Annotated in this window: 23 protein-coding genes; 12 read left to right on the top strand and 11 right to left on the bottom strand. The window is 63.3% G+C overall.

The window, feature by feature from the left end; genetic code table 11:
* Positions 1 to 24: 24 nt before the first annotated feature.
* Complete coding sequence (locus R4P70_RS17240) at positions 25 to 567, bottom strand: hypothetical protein (protein WP_020969170.1); 543 nt, start codon at positions 565 to 567, stop codon at positions 25 to 27.
* A gap of 99 nt (positions 568 to 666) precedes the next feature.
* A complete protein-coding gene (locus R4P70_RS17245; RefSeq protein ID WP_047890264.1) occupies positions 667 to 2,409 on the bottom strand; it encodes a glycerol-3-phosphate dehydrogenase/oxidase in 1,743 nt (580 codons plus the stop codon).
* A gap of 108 nt (positions 2,410 to 2,517) precedes the next feature.
* Between R4P70_RS17245 and glpK the strand changes: the two genes are divergently transcribed.
* Positions 2,518 to 4,008, top strand: a complete 1,491-nt coding sequence (glpK, locus tag R4P70_RS17250) for a glycerol kinase GlpK (protein WP_019747711.1) — start codon at positions 2,518 to 2,520, stop codon at positions 4,006 to 4,008.
* A gap of 171 nt (positions 4,009 to 4,179) precedes the next feature.
* Positions 4,180 to 5,595, top strand: a complete 1,416-nt coding sequence (locus R4P70_RS17255; RefSeq protein WP_019747710.1) for an MFS transporter — start codon at positions 4,180 to 4,182, stop codon at positions 5,593 to 5,595.
* Here R4P70_RS17255 and R4P70_RS17260 read toward each other — a convergent pair.
* Entirely contained in the window at positions 5,592 to 6,488 is an 897-nt protein-coding gene (locus tag R4P70_RS17260; protein WP_029537902.1) for a LysR substrate-binding domain-containing protein, read from the bottom strand. The genes R4P70_RS17255 and R4P70_RS17260 overlap by 4 nt on opposite strands.
* Positions 6,489 to 6,572: 84 nt before the next feature.
* Here R4P70_RS17260 and R4P70_RS17265 point away from each other — a divergent pair, with 84 nt between their 5' ends.
* Complete coding sequence (locus R4P70_RS17265) at positions 6,573 to 7,487, top strand: CoA transferase subunit A (RefSeq protein ID WP_317831025.1); 915 nt, start codon at positions 6,573 to 6,575, stop codon at positions 7,485 to 7,487.
* Positions 7,484 to 8,269, top strand: coding sequence for a CoA-transferase subunit beta (locus R4P70_RS17270; protein WP_020907045.1), 786 nt, complete (start codon positions 7,484 to 7,486; stop codon positions 8,267 to 8,269). The genes R4P70_RS17265 and R4P70_RS17270 overlap by 4 nt, the downstream gene beginning before the upstream one ends.
* Here R4P70_RS17270 and R4P70_RS17275 read toward each other — a convergent pair.
* Together R4P70_RS17275 and R4P70_RS17280 are read right to left on the bottom strand one after the other, a co-directional pair.
* Complete coding sequence (locus R4P70_RS17275) at positions 8,250 to 9,431, bottom strand: PLP-dependent aminotransferase family protein (protein WP_019747706.1); 1,182 nt, start codon at positions 9,429 to 9,431, stop codon at positions 8,250 to 8,252. The two genes, R4P70_RS17270 and R4P70_RS17275, sit on opposite strands and share 20 nt — an antisense overlap.
* Positions 9,432 to 9,611: 180 nt before the next feature.
* On the bottom strand, positions 9,612 to 11,015 hold the full coding sequence (locus R4P70_RS17280; RefSeq protein ID WP_020969166.1) for an NAD(P)H-quinone dehydrogenase: 1,404 nt from the start codon (positions 11,013 to 11,015) through the stop codon (positions 9,612 to 9,614).
* Positions 11,016 to 11,169: 154 nt separating this feature from the next.
* Here R4P70_RS17280 and R4P70_RS17285 point away from each other — a divergent pair, with 154 nt between their 5' ends.
* On the top strand, positions 11,170 to 11,640 hold the full coding sequence (locus R4P70_RS17285; protein WP_003940753.1) for a gamma-glutamylcyclotransferase: 471 nt from the start codon (positions 11,170 to 11,172) through the stop codon (positions 11,638 to 11,640).
* A 13-nt stretch (positions 11,641 to 11,653) separates the two neighbouring features.
* Here the strand turns inward: R4P70_RS17285 and R4P70_RS17290 are convergent, their stop codons facing one another.
* From R4P70_RS17290 to R4P70_RS17305, 4 genes are read right to left on the bottom strand one after another with little or no spacing between them, the layout of a single operon-like run.
* Positions 11,654 to 12,730, bottom strand: a complete 1,077-nt coding sequence (locus R4P70_RS17290; RefSeq protein ID WP_020907043.1) for a hypothetical protein — start codon at positions 12,728 to 12,730, stop codon at positions 11,654 to 11,656.
* A 55-nt stretch (positions 12,731 to 12,785) separates the two neighbouring features.
* A complete protein-coding gene (locus R4P70_RS17295; protein ID WP_003940741.1) occupies positions 12,786 to 13,934 on the bottom strand; it encodes a M20 family metallopeptidase in 1,149 nt (382 codons plus the stop codon).
* Entirely contained in the window at positions 13,931 to 15,091 is a 1,161-nt protein-coding gene (locus tag R4P70_RS17300; protein WP_317831026.1) for a M20 family metallopeptidase, read from the bottom strand. Before R4P70_RS17300 ends, R4P70_RS17295 begins: the two co-directional genes overlap by 4 nt.
* A gap of 12 nt (positions 15,092 to 15,103) precedes the next feature.
* Positions 15,104 to 15,802, bottom strand: a complete 699-nt coding sequence (locus R4P70_RS17305) for an enoyl-CoA hydratase-related protein (protein ID WP_019747702.1) — start codon at positions 15,800 to 15,802, stop codon at positions 15,104 to 15,106.
* A gap of 67 nt (positions 15,803 to 15,869) precedes the next feature.
* Between R4P70_RS17305 and R4P70_RS17310 the strand changes: the two genes are divergently transcribed.
* A complete protein-coding gene (locus tag R4P70_RS17310; RefSeq protein ID WP_020907041.1) occupies positions 15,870 to 16,667 on the top strand; it encodes a purine-nucleoside phosphorylase in 798 nt (265 codons plus the stop codon).
* Positions 16,664 to 18,256: a phospho-sugar mutase gene (locus tag R4P70_RS17315; protein WP_317831027.1), complete on the top strand. Its 1,593-nt coding sequence runs from the start codon at positions 16,664 to 16,666 to the stop codon at positions 18,254 to 18,256. Before R4P70_RS17310 ends, R4P70_RS17315 begins: the two co-directional genes overlap by 4 nt.
* On the opposite strand, the gene upp is transcribed toward R4P70_RS17315, so the two are convergent.
* Positions 18,253 to 18,876: a uracil phosphoribosyltransferase gene (gene upp / locus R4P70_RS17320; protein ID WP_007727319.1), complete on the bottom strand. Its 624-nt coding sequence runs from the start codon at positions 18,874 to 18,876 to the stop codon at positions 18,253 to 18,255. The genes R4P70_RS17315 and upp overlap by 4 nt on opposite strands.
* A gap of 81 nt (positions 18,877 to 18,957) precedes the next feature.
* On the opposite strand from upp, the gene R4P70_RS17325 reads away from it, so the two are divergent.
* From R4P70_RS17325 to R4P70_RS17345, 5 genes are read left to right on the top strand one after another with little or no spacing between them, the layout of a single operon-like run.
* On the top strand, positions 18,958 to 19,272 hold the full coding sequence (locus R4P70_RS17325; protein ID WP_195791101.1) for a type VII secretion target: 315 nt from the start codon (positions 18,958 to 18,960) through the stop codon (positions 19,270 to 19,272).
* Positions 19,269 to 20,261: a C40 family peptidase gene (locus R4P70_RS17330; protein WP_317831028.1), complete on the top strand. Its 993-nt coding sequence runs from the start codon at positions 19,269 to 19,271 to the stop codon at positions 20,259 to 20,261. Before R4P70_RS17325 ends, R4P70_RS17330 begins: the two co-directional genes overlap by 4 nt.
* Before the next feature lie 8 nt (positions 20,262 to 20,269).
* The gene (locus tag R4P70_RS17335) at positions 20,270 to 20,611 is read left to right on the top strand and encodes a hypothetical protein (protein WP_069146066.1); all 342 of its coding nucleotides are present in this window, start codon (positions 20,270 to 20,272) and stop codon (positions 20,609 to 20,611) included.
* On the top strand, positions 20,608 to 20,907 hold the full coding sequence (locus tag R4P70_RS17340) for a YbaB/EbfC family nucleoid-associated protein (protein ID WP_021332523.1): 300 nt from the start codon (positions 20,608 to 20,610) through the stop codon (positions 20,905 to 20,907). Before R4P70_RS17335 ends, R4P70_RS17340 begins: the two co-directional genes overlap by 4 nt.
* A 47-nt stretch (positions 20,908 to 20,954) precedes the next feature.
* A complete protein-coding gene (locus R4P70_RS17345; protein WP_020969158.1) occupies positions 20,955 to 22,193 on the top strand; it encodes a hypothetical protein in 1,239 nt (412 codons plus the stop codon).
* Between the two features lie 15 nt (positions 22,194 to 22,208).
* Here the strand turns inward: R4P70_RS17345 and R4P70_RS17350 are convergent, their stop codons facing one another.
* Complete coding sequence (locus R4P70_RS17350; RefSeq protein ID WP_113683033.1) at positions 22,209 to 23,294, bottom strand: adenosine deaminase; 1,086 nt, start codon at positions 23,292 to 23,294, stop codon at positions 22,209 to 22,211.
* Positions 23,295 to 23,303 lie beyond the last annotated feature (9 nt).

A 23,303-nucleotide genomic window follows, 5' to 3' on the forward strand; every position in this document is an offset into this window, starting at 1 on the left:
ATTCTTCATCGAACGGTACAAACCTTACTTACTCGACCTGATGGGGTCGCCGCCGCTCGCCGATTCCCGCCCGTCCGTCCCCTGGAAAGCCTCCGTAGCTGCGCGGTGATGCAGCGCCGTGACCGTGGTGATCTGCTTGGACACCAGGTCGTTGAGTTCGCGGTACTGCTCCTCGGTCTCCCCGGCCGGAATGTCTCGCAGGACCTCCCACATCGCACTCTTGCCGCACAGAGCGGTCCGCATGATCTCGAGAGTTGCCAACTTCACGAGACGGTTGCGCCAGATTGCGTCGACGTGAACGAGGCGTCTGATCCGATTGACCGTCGCGTCGATCTTGGAGTACCGCGGCAGAGATATGCCCTGGGTGTCCTCGATCAGTTGCAGCAGCTGCTCGATCTCGTACTCGAGCTCACCCGGCAACGAGTCCAGCTCACCGTCGGCCCAGACGCCGTACGAGTCCGCGAGTGACCGCGAGAGTTGCAGCCCCACCATCGCCCCGCACAGGTGAGTGACCAGATAGCCGGTAGCTATGTGTTCCTCAGCAGATCGCGACCGATTACCGAACATTGAGATCCTCCTGGGTGACGCTCGACCGGTCTGTGCTGACACGGGTGGTGATTCGCCATCCGCCTACCCGCGACAGACCGAGAACAAACGACAGGCGACTCAGACCCGATCCGGCACCACGACGACGGGCTCGAGGATCTCGGCCCGCGACTCCGGCGCTGCGGCGCGCAATGCGTCCGCCGACTCGTCGTCCGGCTGGGTCTGAGACTCGATTTCGGCTTCGACACGCGCTCGGTACGTGTCGACTTCGCGTTCGACGGTGGCGGCATCCCAACCGAGAATCGGGGCAACCAATCCGGCGACCTGCTGTGCGCAGTTGACACCACGATGCGGATATTCGATTGCGATACGCGTACGGCGGGCCAGAATGTCGTCGAGGTGCAGTGCCCCCTCGGCCGCGGCGGCGTACACAGCTTCGACCTGAAGGTAATCGGGCGCGTCCGTGATGGGCTGCAACAACTCCGGTGTCTGCCGGCCGAGTTCGAGGACCTCGGTGATGAGCGAACCGTAGCGGTCGAGCAGGTGCTTGACGCGATACGGATGCAAGCCGTACTGCTCGCCCAGTTGCACGGTCTGGTTGATCAACGCGAAGTATCCGTCGGCGCCGACGAGCGGTACCTTCTCCGTGATCGACGACGCAACCCGCGCCGGAATGTCTTCTGCTGCGACGTCGACGGCGTCTTCCGCCATGACCCGATACGTCGTGTACTTTCCGCCGGCGATGGCGACCAGACCTGGAGCCACACGGGCAACGGCGTGCTCGCGCGAGAGCTTCGACGTCTCGTCGCTTTCACCGGCAAGCAGCGGACGCAGACCGGCGTACACACCGTCGATGTCGGCGTGCGTCAACGGCGTGACCAGGACGGAGTTCACGTGGCCGAGGATGTAGTCGATATCTGCTTTGGTTGCCGCCGGATGTGCGAGATCCAGGTTCCAGTCGGTATCAGTGGTGCCGATGATCCAGTGACTGCCCCACGGAATGACGAACAGCACCGACTTCTCGGTACGCAGGATGATGGCGGCTTCACTGACGATGCGATCGCGCGGGACGACGATGTGTACGCCCTTCGACGCTCGCACCCGGAACCGTCCGCGCTGACGTGAGAGCGCTTGGATCTCGTCCGTCCAGACACCGGTCGCATTGATGACGACGTGACCCTTGACCTCGGCGGTACGGCCGTCTTCGCAGTCCCGAACACGAACTCCCGAGACCCGATCCGCTTCCCGCAGAAAGCCGACGACCTGCGTCGACGTTCGGACGACCGCGCCGTAGTGTGCAGCGGTCCGTGCGACGGTCATGGTGTGCCGAGCGTCGTCGACGACGGTGTCGTAGTACTGGATGCCACCGGTCAGCGAACTGCGCTTGAGGCTCGGCGACATGCGTAGTGCGCCCGCCCGCGTCAAGTGCTTCTGGGAGGGGACCGACTTTGCGCCGCCCATTCGGTCGTAGAGGAAGATTCCCGCCGCCATGTACGGGCGCTCCCACACTCGGTGAGCCAGAGGGAACAGGAACTTCAGCGGCTTGACCAGGTGCGGAGCGAGCGTGGTCAGCGAGAGTTCGCGCTCACGCAATGCTTCACGAACGAGGCCGAATTCGAGTTGCTCTAGATAGCGGAGACCGCCGTGGAACATCTTCGACGAGCGACTGGACGTGCCGGATGCGTAGTCACGGGCCTCGACCAACGCAACCTTGAGTCCGCGGGTGGCCGCATCGAGCGCAGCCCCGACACCGACAACACCGCCGCCGACAACGACGACGTCGAATTGCTCGGTCTGAAGCTGTTCCCAAGCAGCTTCACGCTGCTGCGGGCCGAGAAACTGCGCACCTTGCTGCTTACTCAACCCGGTCTCCTGTAAGTCGACGACGAATCCGTTTACAGGCTAGTAGCTTGATCCACATACTGCGACAGCGCACGGATAACTGCGAACGCGCCCGAACATAGGAGCACAGTGAATCAATACATCGCCGCCATCGACCAAGGCACGACGTCGAGCCGCTGCATGATCTTCGATCACGACGGCGCCGTGGTGAGCGTTGCGCAGAAAGAACACGAGCAGATTTTCCCGCGTGCCGGTTGGGTCGAGCACGACCCGGTTGCGCTGTGGATCAACACCCGGGAGGTGGTGGCCGGCGCTCTCGCGAAGGTCGACCTCACGCGGGCCGACATCGCGGCCGTCGGAATCACGAATCAGCGTGAGACGACCGTCGTTTGGGAGCGTTCGACGGGCAAGCCGATCTACAACGCGATCGTGTGGCAGGACACGCGCACGGATCAACTGTGTGTCGAACTGGGCGGCGACGAGGGTCCGGACAAGTACCGAGACAAGACCGGACTGCCGCTCTCGACCTACTTCGCCGGGCCGAAGATCCGGTGGATTCTCGACAACGTGGACGGCGCGAGAGCCAAAGCGGAGGCCGGAGAATTGTGCTTCGGCACCGTCGACACGTGGATCGTATGGAACCTGACCGACGGTGTTCACGTGACAGATGTCACCAATGCGTCACGCACGATGCTGATGGATCTCGAGACCCTTCAGTGGGACGAATCGATCTGCGCGGACTTCGGAATCCCGATGTCGATGCTCCCGGAAATCCGGAGTTCGTCCGAGGTCTACGGCACCGGCCGTCCTCGCGGCAATCTCGCCGGTGTGCCGGTCGCCGGAATCCTCGGTGACCAGCAGGCAGCCACATTCGGCCAGGCCTGCCTCTCCGAGGGTGAAGCCAAGAACACCTACGGCACCGGCAATTTCATGCTTCTCAACACCGGAACGAAGCCGGTGCACAGCAAGCACGGACTGCTGACGACCGTCTGCTACAAACTCGGCGAAGCCCCTGCCGTATACGCACTCGAAGGTTCCGTCGCGGTGACCGGCTCCTTGGTACAGTGGCTTCGGGACAATCTCGGAATCATTCAGAACGCCAAGGACATCGAGCCACTCGCCGCAAGTGTCGACGACAACGGCGGCGCCTACTTCGTACCCGCGTTCTCCGGACTGTTCGCACCCCGGTGGCGACCGGATGCACGCGGCGTGATCGTCGGCCTGACGCGGTTCGTCAACAAGGGACACCTGGCTCGCGCGGCGCTCGAGGCGACGGCATACCAAACCCGTGAGGTCATCGACGCCATGCGTGCGGATTCGGGAGTCGAACTGTCCGCGCTGAAGGTCGACGGCGGCATGGTGGTCAACGAAACCCTGATGCAGTTCCAGTCGGACATCCTCGGAGTTCCCGTCATCCGTCCGGTGGTCAACGAAACGACAGCACTCGGCGCTGCGTATGCAGCGGGCCTCGCCATCGGTTATTGGGCCGACACCGAAGACATCCGCAACAACTGGGCCGTCGGCCAAACCTGGGAACCGGCGATGGACGAGTCCGAAAGGTCACGGCTGTACGCGGAGTGGAACAAGGCCGTCGAGCGGACGTACAACTGGTCCGAGTAATCACCCCGATCCTTCCATACCGGAAGAGCTGATCATGGTCGCCTATTGATACTCCTGAGGTATCAATAGGCGACCAAGTTGGTATTGGACGTGACCTACACCACTCTGCGAATCTCATTCAGGCGCGCCACGTTTCGGCGCCGCGAATGTTGCAGAGAAAGGTCGCCACGCATGAGTTCACCCACTCGCAGTTCCGAGGAGATCAACGCCAAGGCACGAAGAGCCGGTATCGCTTCATTCATCGGAACCACCATCGAGTGGTACGACTTCTATATCTACGGCACCGCGGCTGCCCTGGTATTCGGCGAGATCTTCTTCTCCGACACACTGCCGAACGGAGTCGGCACGCTCCTCGCCTTCATCACCCTGTGGGCAGGGTTCCTCGCCAGGCCGATCGGCGGGATCATCTTCGGTCATCTCGGAGACCGGATCGGGCGCAAGAACACTCTGGTCATCACCTTGATGATGATGGGCGTCGCCACTGTCGGGATCGGACTCCTCCCCACCTACGCGCAGGTCGGCATGTGGGCCCCGATCGGTCTGGTCACCCTTCGCGTGATCCAAGGAATTGCGGTCGGTGGTGAGTGGGGTGGCGCGGTACTCATCGCCAGCGAGAACGCGCCGAAGGGCAAGAGCATCCTCTACTCCGCGTTCGCTCAGCAGGGCTCCCCCGCGGGAAATCTGTTGGCAACCATCGCATTCTTCCTGCTGTCCTCGATGCCGACGCCGTCATTCCTTCTCTACGGCTGGCGAATCCCTTTTCTCGTTTCGGCAGGCCTGGTCATCCTCGGCATGATCATTCGCCTGAAACTCGAAGAGTCCGACGAGATGAAGGCCGTTCTCGCCCGCAAGAAGGTCGTCAAACTTCCGCTCGCCGAAGTATTGCGCAAGCATTGGGTGCTGGTTCTCCTCGGCGCCGGCGCACTCCCCCTCGCCCAGGTCACCTATTTCAAGAACACCTTCGCATTGTCCTGGGCTACAAAAGAACTCGGATACGACCGCGGCACATTCCTCGCCGCTATCGCGATCGCACTTGTCGTGCAGTTCATCGTCCAACCGTTCGGGGCCGTTCTGGTTTCCAAGATAGACATGCGGAAGGCCATGTGCCTGATGGTGATACCGGAGTTCGTTCTCATGCCCGCGATGTTCTTTGCCATCAGAACCGGGAACTTCACCATCGCAGTCGTTGCGATGTGTCTCGCCACGATCCCGCACTCGATGTTCTACGGCGCCATCGCCGGCGTTCTCGCTCGCGCCTTCCCTGCGAACATCCGTTACACGGGTCTGTCGACGGCGTATCAACTGTGTTCCCTTGTCGTCGGCGGCGGAACTCCGGTACTGGCGCAGTGGATGCTCAACACGTCAGGCAACATCGTCGGGGTCGCGATCGTGTCCGGACTGTACGCACTTGTCTCGCTGATCTGCACCCTTCTCCTGCTCCGACGTACCGGCTACAACGCAAGCGAACTCTCGACGGCCGAGCAAGCGGATTACGACGAGCTCGAACTCGAGAACGCTCTTGCCGATACTGCAAACTCGCCGAAGTCCGAAGCGGGTGAAATTCCTACCGGTCGGGCAACCGTCTAAGCCAGGGACGGCAGCGCCTGCTCGGACAATTTCAACACTTCGAGAAGAGCAGGTCTGTCGTCTCCATCTCGCCAGGCGATACGCAGTTGAAGGGGAGGAGGTGGATCCATGACGGGAACAAAGACAACATCAGGGTTCACGATGCTTTGCGCCACCGACGAAATAGTCAACGAGCATCCGATTTCCGCGGACACCAGCGCGATCAACGACATCGAATCCGGTGCCGTCTGCACGATTCGAGCCAGGAACCCTGCGTTCTTCGACGCAGTGAGCAGAGACTCCCGCAGAATCGAACCCGGCTCCGCCGGAAGCGTCACCCAATTCTCGGACTCCAATTCGATCAACCGAACCGATTCCCTCGACGCCATCGGATGGTCTTTCGACATGGCAACCAGAAAGTTCTCCTCGGCGATCAATCTCGACGTGATCCCGAGCGGCGGGACGGTCCACCGGACCATCCCGATGTCGAGGCGTCGATCGAGCAACATCAACAACGCCTCGTTCGCGAAAGCGGAACTGTCGAGTACAAATTCGATACCGGGGTTCGTCTTTCTCACCAATTTCGCCCACCGCCCGACGAGCAGGTGCGACGAGGTTCCCGCGAAGCCCAGGCGAACGCGACCTGTCGTTCCCTGGCCTGCCGCGGATACCGCGATCTCGGCCATCCGGCACGCGTCCAGAATTTCGCGCGCCGGAAGCAGCAGTGCTTCACCGGCAGCAGTCAACCGCACAGTTCGAGTACTTCGATCGAACAACGGCGAACCGAGCTGTTTCTCGAATTGCCTGATCGTTCGACTCAGCGGCGGTTGCGCAATCCGAAGGCGCTGAGCCGCACGGCCGAAATGTAGCTCCTCAGCCACCGCGAGAAATGCGTTGATCTGATGAATTTCCACCCGACATTGTTGCGCCACACCGGCCGACCATGTCAAGTTTCCGAAACCGACCAAGTGCGCGAGAACGTAAGAAGAGGTACACACGTGGACAAGACGCTCTCGATGAAAGAGGCTATCGGTCGATACGTCGGCGACGGAATGACTGTTGCGTTGGAGGGCTTTTCGCATCTCATTCCATTTGCCGCGGCACACGAGATCATCCGGCAGGGCAGGAAGGACCTCACGCTGTGCCGGATGACGCCGGACATCGTTTCCGATCAACTCGTCGCCGCCGGCTGCGTCCGAAAGCTGGTCGCTTCGTTCTTCGCCAGCGGCTCCGCAGGTTCTCTGTACGAGTTACGCAGACGCATCGAGAACCAGGACCCGCTCCCCCTCGAAGTCGAGGAATACAGCCATTACGGCATGGTGTGCCGGTATCAGGCGGGAGCCGCCAGGCTTCCCTTCTTCCCGCTACGGTCGTACGCCGGTAGTGATCTACCCGCACTCAACCCACAACTGAGACTCGTCGAGGACCCGTACGGCGGCGGGAGCGTCTACGTTGTGCCGCCATTGAATCCGGATGTCACGATCATCGGCGCACAGCGAGCGGACACGTCCGGGAACGCGCAGATCTGGGGCATCGCCGGGGTGCAGCAAGAGGCCGTGTACGCCGCGAAGAAGGCAATCGTCGTTGTCGAAGAACTGGTCGACGACGAGGTCATCAGGTCAGACCCGAGCCGAACTCTGATTCCCTCGCATGCAGTCGACGCGGTTGTCGTCTGCCCGCGCGGCGCACACCCGTCGTACGCGCAGGGATACTACGACCGCGATTGCGGCTTCTACCGACGCTGGACTGAAATCTCCAAAGACCCTTCACGGCTGAGAAATTGGCTCGACGAATGGGTGTACGCACTCGACAGTCACGGCGAGTATCTCGCCAAACTCGGAGCCGACTACTGGTCGGATCTCGAGGTCGGACCAAACCTCTCCACACCAGTCGACTACGGGAGCAGACTATGACCACCACGATCGACACCGGTAGCACCACCTCCACCGAAACGATCGTCGCCGTCGCGGCACGCGAATTGGCGGGTAAGCGCCGGGTCTTCGCCGGAGTTGGACTACCCACGCTCGCAGTCGATCTCGCGCGGCACACGTCGAATCCGGACGTCGAGCTGATCTACGAATCCGGAGTGTGCGGTGCACATCCGTCGGCAATGGCCGAGGGTATCGCGGACTCCGTGGTTGTCTCCGGTGCCGAATCCGTGCTGAGCATGGCCGCGCTCTTCGGTTACGTCCTGCAAGGTGGCAACGTCGACGTCGGATTTCTCGGGGCCGCCCAAATCGATCGAACGGGCAGTCTGAACACAAGTTTCATCGGTGACTGGAAGAACCCGACGGTCAGACTGCCCGGAGCGGGCGGGGCCGTCGAGATCATCGCGAACGCCGCCGAGATCTTCGTCGTGATGCGTCGCCACGATCTCAGTTCCTTTCCGGCCGAGCTCGACTTCTGCACCTCACCCAGCCCCGCCCGCGCCCACGCCAGCGGTAAGGGCATCATGCCGGCAGGTGCAGGAGTGACAAAGGTATTCACCAACCTCGGCGTCCTGACACACCAGGGCCCCGGCGGCGAATTGGAGTTGACCAGCGTCCACGAGGGAATCTCCGTCGATCAAGTCCGAGAGTCGACGGGATGGGACCTCGCCGTCGCCGAGCACGTCACCATCACCACCCCACCATCGAGCACGGAGATCGATCTGCTCCGCAACACTATCGACAAGGTCAGGCTGTACCTGCGGTAACACTCTTCCGGAGCCTGCCGACGGCATCGACCAGCACGGCTTCGGGATACGTCGCGAAACACAATCGAGCGCTTCGACCGAGGTCAGCTTCGACCGCGAAGGCCGAACCTGGGACAAATGCCACGCCATGCTCGAGCGCGGCACCCAGGAGTTCGGTGGTGTCGACGTCGTCCACGAAATCCATCCAACAGAACATCCCGCCGCGGACCTCGGAAAAGCGTGCACGCCCACTCAATTCCGTCTCGGCGGCCGTGACCAACGCCTTCGCTCTGGCGCCGTAACCCTCCCGGAGCTTGTCGAGGTGCGTTTCGAACCATTCGACGTCGGAGAAGAGGTCTGCGGCGATCTGCTGGGTGAGCGAAGACCCGCACAGGTCAGCGCCTTGCTTGATCAGTTCGACCGCCTCGCAGACCTTTCGGTCGCCGTGCAGCCAGCCGACGCGCAGCGCCGGTGCCAACACTTTGGAAGCACTGGACAGCCGAATCACCCTGTCCGACAACGCCGCCAGCGGTGCGGGCGGTTTCTCGCCGAAGTACAGTTCGCCGTACGGGTCGTCCTCGAGAACCCAGAACCCGTATCGGTCCGCCAGCGCCGCCAAGTGCGCTCGCCGCTGCGCCGAAAGCACCGCGCCCCGCGGGTTGTGGAAATTGCTCACGGTGTGCACAACTTTGGGCCGAAGACCGGCGGCGAGTTTCGCCTCGAGCGCGTCGGTGTCCATTCCGTCCTCGTCCAACTGGACGGGAACGAGACGAGCCTGCGCCGTCCGAAAGACCTGCAGCGCACCGGTATATGCCGGTTCCTCCACGACCACAACGTCACCGGCGTCGAGGAGGACCTGCGCGAGCAGGCTCAAACCTTGCTGAGAACCGTGTGTGATCACAACTTCGGACACGTCGAGTGCCCGCCCGATCTTGGAGGATTCGCGCTCGGCAATCACCTCACGGAGGCGCCGCAGGCCTGACGTCTCGCCGTATTGAACGGACGAGGGGTCACCGAGTGCGTCGTGGGCTGCCTTCGAGATTCGTTCCCGCGGAATGAAATCAGGATCGGGTAGTCCGCCGGCCAAGCTGATGACGTCGGGTCGGGCAGTCAAGGTGAGCAGATCGCGAATTGCAGAACTACGGAGTCCGTCCATACGAGCGGACAGCGCGGCGTGTGTCATGTGAAGCTCCCAGGCACGCAGAATGAAGGTCAGAGGAAAACACCCTGAGCCGTCCTGGGTCAACGGGGCGGGAGAGCGCCGAGATACCGACCCTTGATTCGGTCGGTATCTCGACTATCTCACCAATACTTCAGTATGTGAAACAGACTTCTCACATTGTAAGAAGACTCTGGTCCGTTCTCAGTCCAGGTCGTCGTGACGCATGAGCTGACGAGCTGCCTCGGTGATCGATCCGGTCAGCGACGGGTACACCGAGAACGTCTGAGCCAGGTCGTTGACCGTCAGGTTGTTCTGCACGGCGATCGCAATCGGCAGGATGAGTTCCGAAGCGGTGGGCGCGACCACAACACCGCCGATGACCACGCCGGTAGCCGGGCGGCAGAAGATTTTCACGAAGCCGCGGCGCAAACCGGACATCTTGGCGCGCGGGTTGGTGTTGAGCGGCAACATGACGGTGCGAGCAGGCACCTCTCCGTTGTCGATCGCGGCCTGCGAAACACCCACCGTTGCAATTTCGGGGCGTGTGAAGACGGCCGATGCGACGGTCTTCAACTTGATCGGGCTGACGCCTTCACCGAGTGCGTGGTACATCGCGATACGTCCCTGCATCGCAGCCACCGACGCGAGCGGGAGCAGTCCGGTGCAGTCACCGGCGGCGTAGATACCGGAAACCGTGGTGCGCGAGACCCGGTCGACACGCAGGTATCCACCCTTGTCCAACTCGATGCCGACGCGCTCCAGGCCGAGACCGTTGGTGTTGGGGACGGAACCGACGGTCATCAAAGCGTGACTTCCTTCGACCGTGCGGCCGTCGGAGAGCTTGACGATGATGCCCTTCTCGGTGCGCTCGACGGCGTCTGCGCGGGCGTGCTTGACGAGGGTGACACCGCGCTCGGCGAGGGCGTCCTCGAGCACGAGCGCCGCATCGGCATCCTCGCCGGGCAGAACACGGTCACGACTGGACACGAGTGTGACCTTGACGCCCATCTCGGTGTACGCGGAGACGAACTCGGCACCGGTGACACCGGAACCGACCACGACCAGGTGCTCGGGCAGCTCGTCCAAGTCGTAGAGCTGACGCCACGTCATGATTCGCTCACCGTCGGGCTCGGCTCCCGGGATGATGCGGGGGCTGGCGCCGGTGGCGATCAACACGACGTCTGCGTCGATGGTCTTCTGCTCGCCGCTTCCGAGCGTCGCGCGAACCTGGTGTGCTGCCATACCGAGGAGCGGATCGGTCAGTTCGGCGGTGCCGGAGAGAACCTCGACGCCAACCGTCTGCAACCGTGCGCGAATGTCCGAAGACTGGGACAACGCGAGACTCTTGACTCGGGAGTGGATCTTCGGCAGTGACACCGAAGCCTGCTCCGGATCCAGAGTGATGCCGAGGTCGGATGCACGACGCATGTCGGTGCGGATTCCGGTGGACGCGATGAACGTCTTCGACGGGACACAGTCGAACAGCACACACGCGCCGCCGACGCCGTCCGAATCGACCAGGGTGACCGTGGCCCCGTGCTGCGCGGCTACCAGTGCCGCCTCGTAGCCGGCGGGTCCGCCACCGATGATCACGATCCGGGTCATGTGTCCTCCAAGTCCTCGCGTGGCCGGCAGGGGTCTCCCGTCGACCAGTGTCACGCTATTCGAGCACCACGTGTCGCGCAGTGCTTGTACCAGATTACTTGCGTCCGGTGGTCCGCTTCGCCACACCCTCGGACCACGGTTTAGGCTTGCGCCCGTGTCGATTTATGCCGCCTACGGTTCCAACATGCATCCCGAGCAGATGTTGTTGCGCTGCCCACACTCGCCCATGTCCGGGACAGGGTGGCTGCGAGGCTGGCGCCTGACCTTCAGCGGCGAGGACCTCGGCTGGGAGGGGGCTCTCGCCACCGTGGTCGAAGACCCCGATTCCAGTGTTTTCGTGGTCCTCTACGACGTCCCGGAAGAGGACGAAGTGAGTCTGGACCGCTGGGAAGGTGCCGAACTTGGTCTGCACCGCAAGATCCGCGTGCGGGTCGACACCGCAGGCGATGCGGTGCTCGCTTGGCTCTACGTCATGGATGCGTACGAAGGCGGACTGCCGTCGGCCCGCTACATCGGCGTGATGGCCGACGCCGCCGAGATTGCCGGAGCGCCGGCCGAGTACGTGCGAGAGTTGCGGACGAGAAACAGCCGCAACGTGGGTCCCGGTAACGGTGTTACCGATTAGATAGCTGTCCTGCTCAAAGCAGCAGGAAATACGCGAGCACTGCAAGTGCTGCGAGTACCACCACAATCGTCAGGCCGATGAGCACACGCTTGGAACCGCGTGACTCCGATTCGCCTGCGGCAACTGCAGTTTCCGGCTCGACTGTTGCCACCCCGGTTGCAGTTTCAGCCGCCACCTTCTCACGTCCGAGAGTGTCGAACACCTCCGTCACGTCGTGTGAAGGCGGCAAACCGATCGGAACGATCGTGTGCGACGTCGAGGTGAAACCGGCAGCCAGAATTGCGGCTCCCAACGCGGCCGACTGCTCCGGTCCGGGCCCGAGTTCACATCTGACACCGAGCTTTTCGGCGATTCCGGCCGCTATGGACATCATGGCTGCTTTGTCTGTCGCCGGTTCTCCGTCACCGGTGACGACTACGGCGTCCAGGTTCTCCGGCATCCAACCGAACGCACCCAGGGCCGTCGCGAGGCGTGAACTCGGTGAACTCCCGTCGCCGGCGAAGCCGAATGCGCGGCCGGCGGCGACGCCCGAACGCACCAGCGTGACCGCGGCCCCGGTGTCGTCGACGTGATAGATGCCGATGAGCGTGCCGGCGAGTGCCGCGATTTCCGACTCGAACCACGCCGAGACCGCCTCGGCGTCCGAGACGAGAGTGACCCGCTCGAGGCCTGCATAGACCAGAGAATCCTGCATGAGGGCCGCTGTGGACGAGTCCCAGCGCGACGGGTAAGTCGCGACGATGTCGGGCGCTCCCCCACTTCGACCACCACGATCGGGCAGCGGCTCGCATTCCTGCAATAGGCAGCGAATCGACGTCGCCACCAAATCCTCGGCGCGGTAACGGGTATCGGCCGTTCCGGAGACGCCACTCGGGTCCCCCACACGGCCGACAAAACCTGACCATGATTCCGAGAATTCACGGCCGGCGCCCAATTGCTCGGTACCGCCGAGCACGGTCGTTCCGTCCTTGCGTTGATTGAGAATCGTGTCCCTGACCAACACCACCGGATCGGCCGAACCCGGATCGTTGGACGCAACTACAGCCGTCGACACCAATGTGCCGATTCGCACTCCCACACCTATGGACATGCCCGTACCTTCACTCGAACGACACGAAAAACGGTACCCCCGACGGGAACCGGAACTATCCCAGAACCAGGCTCGTCAGAACCTTCACACCGACGCCGAGTGCACGCTCGTCGAGATCGAAAGTGGGTTGGTGGATGTCGAGCTGATCGCCTTCACCCGACCACACGCCGAGCCGCGCCATGGCACCCGGCACGGTTTCGAGGTACCACGAAAAGTCTTCGCCACCACCGGATTGCGGGGTGTCCGCCAAAGCATCTTGTCCGACGGTCGCGATGGCGTCCTCGAACATCCGAGTGGACACCTCGTCGTTGACGACCGGTGGCACTCCGCGACGATAGTTGAGTTGGTAGCGAACTCCGGTGGGCGCGAGCAGTCCGTGGACGATTTCTTCCACGAGCGGTTCGAGCAACTCCCACGTGTCGTGATCGCCGGTACGTACCGTGCCCGTCATCATGCCGGTCTGCGGAATCGCGTTGGGCGCCTGACCTGCACTGACCGCACCCCACACCATCACGGTGCCGGTACGCGGATCGATACGACGGCTGAGCATTCCCGGCAGCCCGGTCACGACTGTGCCGAGTGCGTAGATGAGGTCCGTGGTCAGGTGCGGCCTCGACGTGTGCCCACCCGGAGAGTCGAGAACGACCTCGATCGTGTCTGCAGCAGAGGTGATCGCGCCAAGACGCATTCCGACCTGGCCCGCCTCGAGTCGCGGATCGCAGTGCAGAGCAAAGATTCTGGACACGCCGTCGAGCGCGCCGGCAGCGATGACGTCGAGTGCACCACCAGGCATGACTTCCTCGGCGGGCTGGAAGATCAGCCGAACCCCGACGGGAAGTTCGGGCAGCGTGGCCAGAGCCAATCCGGCGCCGAGCAGGATGGTGGTGTGGGCGTCGTGCCCGCATGCATGAGACACACCGGGGACCGTGGACGAATACGTCGCCCCGGTCGCCTCCTGCATCGGCAAAGCGTCCATGTCGGCGCGAAGTGCGATTCGCGGCCCCTCAGGTCCGATGTCGCACGTGAGCCCGGTGCCACCGGGAAGGATCTTCGGCGACAGCCCAGCGGCGGTGAGGCGGGTCGCGACGAATTCGGTGGTCGCGTATTCGCGGCGAGCCAACTCCGGGTTGGCATGGATGTGTCGACGCCACGCGACGAGGTCGTCGGTGTGCGCGTGAATCCACGTGTCGATTGCCGCGTTCACCGGCGATCTACCCCTTCCAACAGACGGGTGCGTTGTTCTGGATCGGACGCTACCCGGACAGCAGTGCGGGCCAACGCAATTGCACCGTCGACTACCGCTCGATCTGCGGAGGTGGTGATACACGCGGCCGCGAACTCCGGCTGATGTGTCACTGCCCCCGATGAATCCAAGCCTACGACCGGGTGAATTCCCGGAATCACATTGGTCACATTACCCATATCCGTACTACCCAGTGGACGGGAGCGCTCCCATTCCGCTGCCAGTGGCACCCGCCCGAGGTCGACGATCTGTTCACGGTACGCCGCCGCCAGCCACGGATCGGGGGTCAACTCGGTGTAAGTGGGCGATACCGTGCGGATTTCGTGGGTGCATCCGGTGCCGAGTGCGCCCGAGGCGAAGCAGGCGTCGGCACGCTCGGACAGATTGGCCAACGATGCGGCCGTCTCGGCACGCAGGTAGTACAGCAGTTCGGACCGAGCCGGAACGATGTTGGGAGCAGTGCCGCCATCACTGACGATTCCGTGAATCTGTTGCCCTGGCTGGAGGTGCTGGCGCAACAATCCGACCGCCACCTGCGCGAGCGTCGCTGCATCAGCGGCATTGCGACCGAATTCCGGCGCAGCAGAGGCGTGCGCTTCGCGACCGTGATAGCTGACGGCGATGTCCGCCAGGGCCAGCGAGGTGGCACCGATGATGTCGATCGGTCCTGGATGAACCATCATGGCCGCGCCGACGCCGTCGAATGCACCACGCTCGAGCATCAGAACTTTGCCGCCACCGGTTTCCTCCGCGGGAGTACCGATCACTCGGACTGTGATCCCCAGTTCGTCGGCCACGGTAGCCAACGCGATGCCGGCCCCGACCGCGGCGGCGGCAATGATGTTGTGCCCACAGGCATGACCGATCTCGGGCAGCGCGTCGTACTCGGCGCAGATCGCGATGACCAACTCTCCACTGCCGTAGGTGGCATCGAAGGCCGTCGGCAGATCGACGATCCCGTGAGTGACCGCGAAACCGTGCTGCGCCAGCAGGTCCGACACTTTGGCAGCGCTGCGGAACTCCTCGAAGGCAAGTTCCGGATCGCTGTGAATCGAATGCGACAGCGCAATCAGATCGGCCTCTACGGACCTGACTGCGCTGTCGACATTCTGGTTCACGCGATCATTGTCTCACCCGAAGGAGAAGTTGCTCTTGTCAGTCACCTGAGCGAGGTCCGCAAGAGCATCGCGGTGGATGCCTGCCTTGATTCCCGCCAAGTTCTTGCCGTGAGTCGACGTCAGTGCCGACGCCTTGGTCACTGCTGCGGCGAGTACTCCGTCGCCGTCGACCGTTTCCTGCACGATGCCGGCAGCAAGCGCGTCGGCGCCGCCGAATCGACGCCCCGTCGTCATCGCGTCGACTGCCGTCTGCTTGGGCAGACGACTGTTCAACAGTGCTGACATGCCGACAGTGAACGGCATGTTCAGTCCGACCTCGGGGAGGCAGTAGAAGCCGCGGTCCGCGCGCATGATCTGGAAATCGTGTGAGGACGCGAGCATGGCGCCGGCGCCGAACGCGTGCCCCTGCACGGCCGCGACCGTGGCCATCGGGAAGGTCAACAAACGGCTGTAGATGGTGTGGACCTTGTCCAGGTAGCCGGGCAGACCGTCGAGATTGCCGAAGATCCACGTCGTGTCCAGGCCGTTCGTGTAGAACTTGCCCGTCGCCGTCGTCACCAGGGCTGCGGGTCCCTCGTGCGCTTCGACTTCGTCCAACTTGCTGTGAACAGCGTCGATCCACTCAGGGCCGAAGCGGTTCTCGTTGTCCGTTTCGCCCTCGTTGCCGAGGTACAGGATGAATACGTCGCCGTCGCGTTCGAGATAAGGCATGGATGGGAGAGTAACGCCCGCCAACTCACCCGGCGAACCGACCCGACTCCTCAGTAGGGTTGCTCACATGGGAACGATCGCCGAGGCCGCCGCCGCTGCTCTGTCCGCCATGACTGGCTCTTCGTCACCGTCAGTCGCCATCGTGCTCGGGTCGGGGTGGACCGATGCCGCAGACGTGTTCGGCGACGCCGGTGCGGACGTGACAGCCGAAGTCTCGATGGCGGATCTTCCTGGCTTCGCCCCACCGTCCGCGCTCGGTCACGCGGGCACCATTCGTTCGGTGCGCGTCGGAAACACCGAAGTCCTGCTGCTGCTCGGGCGTGCGCACGCATACGAGGGCCACGATCTCGGTACCGTCGTCCACCCGGTCCGGACAGCCATTGCTGCCGGCGCCGACACGGTCATCCTCACCAATGCGGCCGGCGGTATCCGCGAAAACTACACAGTCGGTCAACCGGTGCTGATCAGTGACCACCTGAACCTGACGGCCCGCTCTCCCCTCGTCGGCGCAGAGTTCGTCGACCTGGTCGACGCCTATTCGCCGGAACTGCGTGCGCTGGCTCGCTCGATCGACCCAGACCTTGCCGAGGGTGTTTACGCCGGGCTTCCCGGTCCGCACTACGAGACTCCGGCCGAGATTCGAATGCTTCGTACACTCGGCGCCGATCTGGTCGGCATGTCGACGGTTCACGAGACCATCGCGGCCCGCGCGCTCGGCGCCCGCGTTCTCGGCATCTCCATGGTCACCAATCTGGCCGCCGGAATCACGGGCGCCCCGCTCGACCATCAGGAAGTGCTGGCGGCAGGCAAAGCATCGGCCGCCCGGATGGGAGTGCTGCTGCGTCAACTGGTCGAGCAGCTGTGACACCACTGAACGTCACCGAGTGGATCGACGCCGATCCGGACCCAGTTACCCGCACAGAATTAGCCGCCCTTTCCGAACATGAACTGGCCGAACGCTTTTCCGCACCACTGACGTTCGGCACTGCTGGGCTTCGCGGGCCGGTGCGCGGCGGACCCAACGGCATGAACCTCGCGGTCGTCATCCGGACCACGGCCGGTCTGGCGGCCTGGCTGACAGCTCGCTGCCAGGGCGGGTCCCGCGTTGTGGTCGGCCGCGACGCCCGGCTCGGTTCAGAGGCATTTGCTCTCGCCGCCGCCGAGGTCATGGCAGCGGCCGGGTTCGAGGTGACCCTGCTCCCCCGCCCACTGCCGACACCGCTGGTGGCGTTCGCGGTGCGCAGGCTCGGGGCAGCGGCAGGTATCCAGATCACCGCCTCCCACAATCCTGCCGCCGACAACGGTTACAAGGTGTATCTCTCGGGCGGAGCGCAACTCGTCTCCCCCGCCGATCGTGAAATCGAGAGCGAGATCGCCCGCATCGGTAGTGCCGCCGACGTCGCGCGAGCATCGGTGATTCCGGCCGACGATTCTCTGGTCGAGGAGTACATCGCCCGCATCGCGACCCTCCCGCACGGCGACGCCCGCTCGATCCGGATTGCGCTCACGGCAATGCACGGCGTCGGCGGGGAGACTGCGACCGCGGCTCTGCGAGCAGCAGGATTCGAGGACGTGCACGTCGTGGCGGAGCAGTTCGATCCCGACCCCACGTTTCCGACCGTCGAGTTCCCCAATCCCGAAGAGCCTGGCGCCGCAGACCGCCTGCTCGCCCTTGCCCGAAGTGTCGACGCTGACCTGGCGATCGCACTCGACCCGGATGCCGACCGCTGCGCCGTCGGAGTTCGCGACGGTGATCAGTGGCGCATGTTGCGCGGCGACGAAACCGGGGTGCTCTTGGCCGACCACGTACTGCACTCGGCGCCCGAAGATTCGTTGGTGGCGACGACGATCGTCTCCTCGACTCTGCTCTCGAAGTTGGCGAAAGCTCGCGGAGCCAGGTTTGCGCAGACACTCACCGGATTCAAGTGGCTCACGCGCGCCGGCGACGGACTCGTCTACGCCTACGAGGAAGCGATCGGGCACTGCGTCGATCCGGATGTGGTGCGGGACAAGGACGGAATCTCAGCTGCCGTCCTGGTGGCCGACTTGGCTGCCACCCTCGCGGGCAGCAACAGAACCCTGTTGGACGTTCTAGGCGACTATGCCGTCGAATTCGGACTGCATCGTGGGGACCAAGTGTCCCGCCGCGTCGAAAATTCGAGCGACATCGCGGAAATGATGAAACGGCTACGCGCCGATCCGCCTGGCCAACTCGCGGGTGAGCCGGTCACGACCGAGGACTTGTCCCTGGTTCGCGGCGGTATGCGCACCGACGCAGTGATATTCGACGGGCCGTCGATCCGCGTGGTTGTCCGGCCGTCCGGAACCGAGCCCAAGCTCAAGTGTTATCTCGAAGTTGTCGTCCCGGTGGCGAACCGCGACGACCTCGCGAAGGCACTAGAGCAGGCGAAGGCCCGGCTGGCCGAACTCCGAACCTTCGCCCTTTCGCTCTAGCGGGGTCCGAACTGCCGATCGCCGGCGTCACCGAGACCGGGGACGATGAAAGCGTTCTCGTCGAGTCCGTCGTCGATGCTCGCGATGACCAGACGAACCGGGTGGCCGGACGCTGCCAGCGCGTCGACGCCGGCCGGAGCGGCCACGACGCACACTGCCGTGACATCCGTCGCGCCACGCGCAACCAGCAAGTCGATGGTGTGCACCATCGAGCCACCGGTGGCGAGCATCGGATCGAGCACGAACACCGGGATACCGGACAGATCCGCAGGCAGGGATTCGAGGTACGGAACCGGCTGATGAGTCTCTTCGTCACGTGCCATTCCGACAAAGCCGACGCCGGCCGACGGAATCAGCGCACTCGCCTGTTCGACCATGCCCAGACCGGCCCGCAGCACGGGTACCAACAACGGCGGCTTCGCGAGCCGGATGCCCGTCGTCGCTGCTACCGGGGTGTCGACCGGAAACTCCTCGACCTCCGCGTCACGCATGGCCTCGTAGACCAGCATGTGCGTGAGCCTGCGAAGTGCGGAACGAAAAGTTGCGTTCTCACTGCGTGCATCACGCATTGTCGTCAAGAGGGCCGCCGCGAGCGGATGGTCGACTACGTGCGTCTGCATGACCATCAGAATAGTTCCTCGGGAACCGGAGCACCCCGCGCGGCGTCCAAGAAGGAGTAAGCGCAACGGGGGGAAGACAAGTTGACAAATCTGGATCTGGACACTGAAAGCATCGCGGAGTTCGCCGCGCGGTTGGGCACTGTTGCCGACAACGTCGCGCAAGCGCGACAGGACGCGGCGGGTGGCGATCACTTGGCTCTGTCCACTGTGCTGGGGCTGATCGGCGGCGACTTCGTCGATGTCGCGAGCCGAGCACAGCAAGCGCACATCGACGACATCGATCGACTGTCCGCTGTGATCTCCAGCGTCCAGTCAGCCACCCGCGACGCTCACGCCGTCTATCTCGACTCCGAGGAATCGGTACGAACGACTCTCGCTGAAGCCGCACGCTCATGATCGACGTCGACGCACTCGCACGACCGATCATCGATCTGGTCGACATTGTCGGGACTGGCGTCCCCAGCGCAAGTGGACCCGACGTCGGCATCCGAATCGCTACGGACGCCCTCGAGATCGCATACCAATTGGGAAGCGCTGCTCTGAGCGAACTGGCGTCCTCTCAGAGCTCGTCCACGGCACTCACCGCTGCGGTGACCAAAACCGAGCAGACGCAGACGTCGACGCGAAACCTCGCCGATCGTGGAAACGACATCGCCGGCGTCGTGGACGAAGCAACAACGTCCGTGTACGCGGGAATGACCGAACTCGGTGAGATTCTCCAGTCGTTTCTGACACTCGCGATCAAGGCCGGGCCGACGCTCATGACACCGACGGGCCAATTGATGTTGTTGTCGGCCGCGTTGGAGCACCTCGGACGCGCGGTATCGGTTATCGAGCGGGTACGCGGTGAGCTGGCGGGGTCGACCGACAAGATGTCCGCACTCGTCCCGTCCGTCCCGATACCCGATCCCGCACCTGGAGTCTCCGGTTCGGTGGGTGGTTCCGGTTCCGTCGGTGGTTCCGGTTCCGTCGGTGGTTCTGGTTCCGTCGGTGGAGTAGAGGTCGAACTTCCCGACGGCTCCACAGCCACCGCACCGAACGCCGAGGCCGCTGCTGCCGTACGCAACGCGCTTTCTCAACAGGGTGTCCCGTACGCCTGGGGAGGCACGACACCCGGAGTCGGTCTGGACTGCAGTGGTCTGACGCAATGGGCATACGGCCAGGCCGGAGTCGATATTCCGAGGTTGGCTCAGGAACAGGGAATCGGGAACAAGGTCGATCAGAACAACCTGATGCCGGGTGACCTCGCGGTCTGGGACGGACACGTCGCCATGGTGATCGGTAACGGTCAGATGGTCGAAGCCGGCGACCCTGTCGAAATCAGTGCCATCCGAACCACGAACAGCGGCATGGGCTTTCACGGTTTCTACCGTCCGACAGAATGACAGGAAACATGAACGAGAACATGCGGGAATCACCGCCGATCATCACAGCCGTCGCCGTCAACCGCGCCGAAACCATCGCGGTCCGCGCCACGGAACACGCCATTCCCGTGGACCTGCGGATCAGCCAGGAGGAACTGCGGTACGGCGGGGAACGGTTGGCGCAACAGATACTCACACTGTGCTCGAAAGCAGCGATCGAGGCCGGCGCCCGCCATCGTGTGGAGCTCGAGGAGACCGGAGTCCCGGCAGCGATCCTCGATCGGCTCGGTCTCGCGACCCGAGACGAACTGGCCGATGTCGACGCCGCCGAGGGCCAGATCCTTCCGTCGAGCTGGATGCGTTCGATATGAGCGAGATTGATCGAATCATGGAGCTGGCGAAACACCGGACCGGACTCTTGCAGGACGCCGTCGACGGGGTCGGCGCTCTGCGGGCAGTCGTCTCGAGCGAGGGTGGGATAGTCACGGCGACTGTCGACGGGCTGGGCGCTCTGGTCGATCTACGGATTACCGACGCAATCACCACGATGAATTCTCGCACTGTGGCCGCATTGACGGTGGCAACAATTCACCAGGCAGTTCGACAGTCCAACGACGAACGAGAGCGACTGGTCAGTGAGCTCCGAGTGGCACTGAAACAAACGTGACGAACCCCCGCTATGCCTTTCGCTCTGCGGTGGATAGGCTTCCGCCCATGGCTGGAGACATCGTCCCTATCGAAATCGGACTCACCGACGGAGACCTCGTCACTTTGTGGGCACCCCGCTGGCGCGAAGGCGACGACGAGTGGGAAGCGTTCCTCGGCCATGAGGAAGACCTGTACGGGTTCTCCTCCGTCGCAGAACTCGCGGCCTTCATCCGAACGGACTCCGACAACGACCTGGTCGAGCATCCGGCGTGGGCCGTCGTCTCCGGACTGTCGGCAGCCGAGCTCGAACCGGAAGAGAACTTCACCTTCGACTTCGTCGGCGTGCCGGAACTGGCCGCAGGTGACCCTGAGGCACTGGCGGTCTCGGAACTCGAAGACACCTTGAACATGGCTCGCAACATCGGCGAGGTGTGCGAACTGGACGCGGTCATCCGCTTCTTCAGCGGCCATCCGGTACTCGGCGCGCTTGCGACCGGCGCCGGCACCTTCGAAGGTCGCGAAGGCCTGGAGCTGTGGGACCAGGTCGGCGCTGCGATCGTCAAGGACTGGGACGCCGTTCTCGACGCCATCGACAAGGTGGTCACCTCCCCGAAGGTCGATGCAGCTGCCGTCGCGGTCGCCGAAGCTGAACTGCTCGCTGCCGCCGAGAACACCGTCGACGCCGACGATGTCGCTGAGGAGGGCGAGGACGAGGAATTCGACGAAGACGACCTCGACGAGGAGGAAGACGAAGTCGAGACCTTCTGGGGCGAGGTCGGTGTCGACCCGATCCGCATCATCACCTCAGCCGAGACGTTCTACACTCTGCGTTGCTACATGGGCGATCAGGCGATCTTCCTCGGCAAGGACGGACTGATCACCGTTTTCCGTAGCGAGCGCGCACTCGCTCGCTACCTCGCCGACAACCACGAACACGATCTCTCGCAGGTCAGCACGTACGGCGAAATTCAGAATGCTGCCGTCGACGGTTCACTCGAAATCGAGGTCACGGACGAGAACGTCTACGTTCTGCCCGGCATCGCCGACGACCTCGCCCAGGGCCCGGACGTCGTCGACGCCGAGCAACTGGAACTTGCCGTCGAATTGTTCACCGATGCAGCGGATTTCGCCGACGACGACTCCACCGAGGAGGCTCTGTCCGCGTCGAACGAGCTGGGTTGGTACGTCTCGTACCTCCTCAACCCCGATCCGTCGCGGATGGCTCCGAGTGCGCCGTTCACCAAGGAATCCGAGGCCTGGCGCGAACTCGAGCGTGAGTTCGAGGCCCGGCTGCGATCTGAGTAGTCGGGTGCACGTCAGCTAGCCGATGAGCACGGCGTAACCCGGCTTGATGACGTCGTCGATCAACGCGAGGCGCTCGTCGAACGGGATGAAGGCCGACTTCATCGCGTTGATGGTGAAGCGTTCCAGATCGGTCCAGCCGTAACCGAAGGTCTCGACCAACGCGGCCATTTCCCGGCTCATGCTGGTGTCGCTCATCAGTCTGTTGTCAGTGTTGACGGTCACGCGGAAGCGCAAGTCCGCCAACAGTCCGAACGGATGGTCCGCCAGGGCCGCTACGGCTCCGGTCTGCACGTTCGAACTCGGGCACAGTTCCAGGGGAATGCGCATGTCACGGACGTAGTTCGCGAGTCGACCCAGCTCTGCCCCACCTTGGCCGGCTACGTCGATGTCGTCCACGATCCGCACGCCGTGGCCCAACCGATCCGCTCCGCAGAAGGCGATGGCTTCGTGGATCGACGGCAACCCGAACGCCTCACCCGCGTGAATCGTGAAGTGGGCGTTCGCATCACGCATGTATTCGAAGGCGTCGAGGTGCCGGCTCGGCGGGTTACCGGCCTCGGCACCGGCGATGTCGAAACCGACGACGCCGCGGTCCCGGAATCGCACAGCCAGCTCGGCGATCTCCCGTGACCGGGCGGCATGCCTCATCGCCGTGAGAAGACACCCGATTCGGATCTCCCGTCCCGCGACCCTGGCAGCGGATTCGCCGGCCCGGAAACCTTCGAGAACGTGCTCGACGACCTCGTCCAAAGTCAGGCCTTGTTCCAGGTGCTGCTCGGGCGCAAAACGGATTTCGGCATAGACGACGTTGTCGTCGGCCAGATCCTCGGCGCACTCGCGCGCGACCCGCGCGAGCCCTTCGGGAGTCTGCATCACGGCGACCGTGTGCGCGAACGTTTCAAGGTAGAGCTCGAGCGATCCACTGTCAGCGGCAGTTCGGAACCATTGCGCCAGTTCGGATGCCGTATTCGCCGGCAGCTCGGTGTAGCCACACTGCTCGGCGAGGTCGAGGACGGTCTCGGGCCTGAGTCCTCCGTCGAGATGATCGTGGAGAAGAACTTTGGGTGCGCTGCGGATCGTGGTCAACTCCGGTGCGTTCATTCGCCAACG

This window comes from Rhodococcus sp. IEGM 1241, from assembly GCF_033142365.1.
GTDB classification, from domain to species: Bacteria; Actinomycetota; Actinomycetes; order Mycobacteriales; family Mycobacteriaceae; genus Rhodococcus_F; species Rhodococcus_F erythropolis.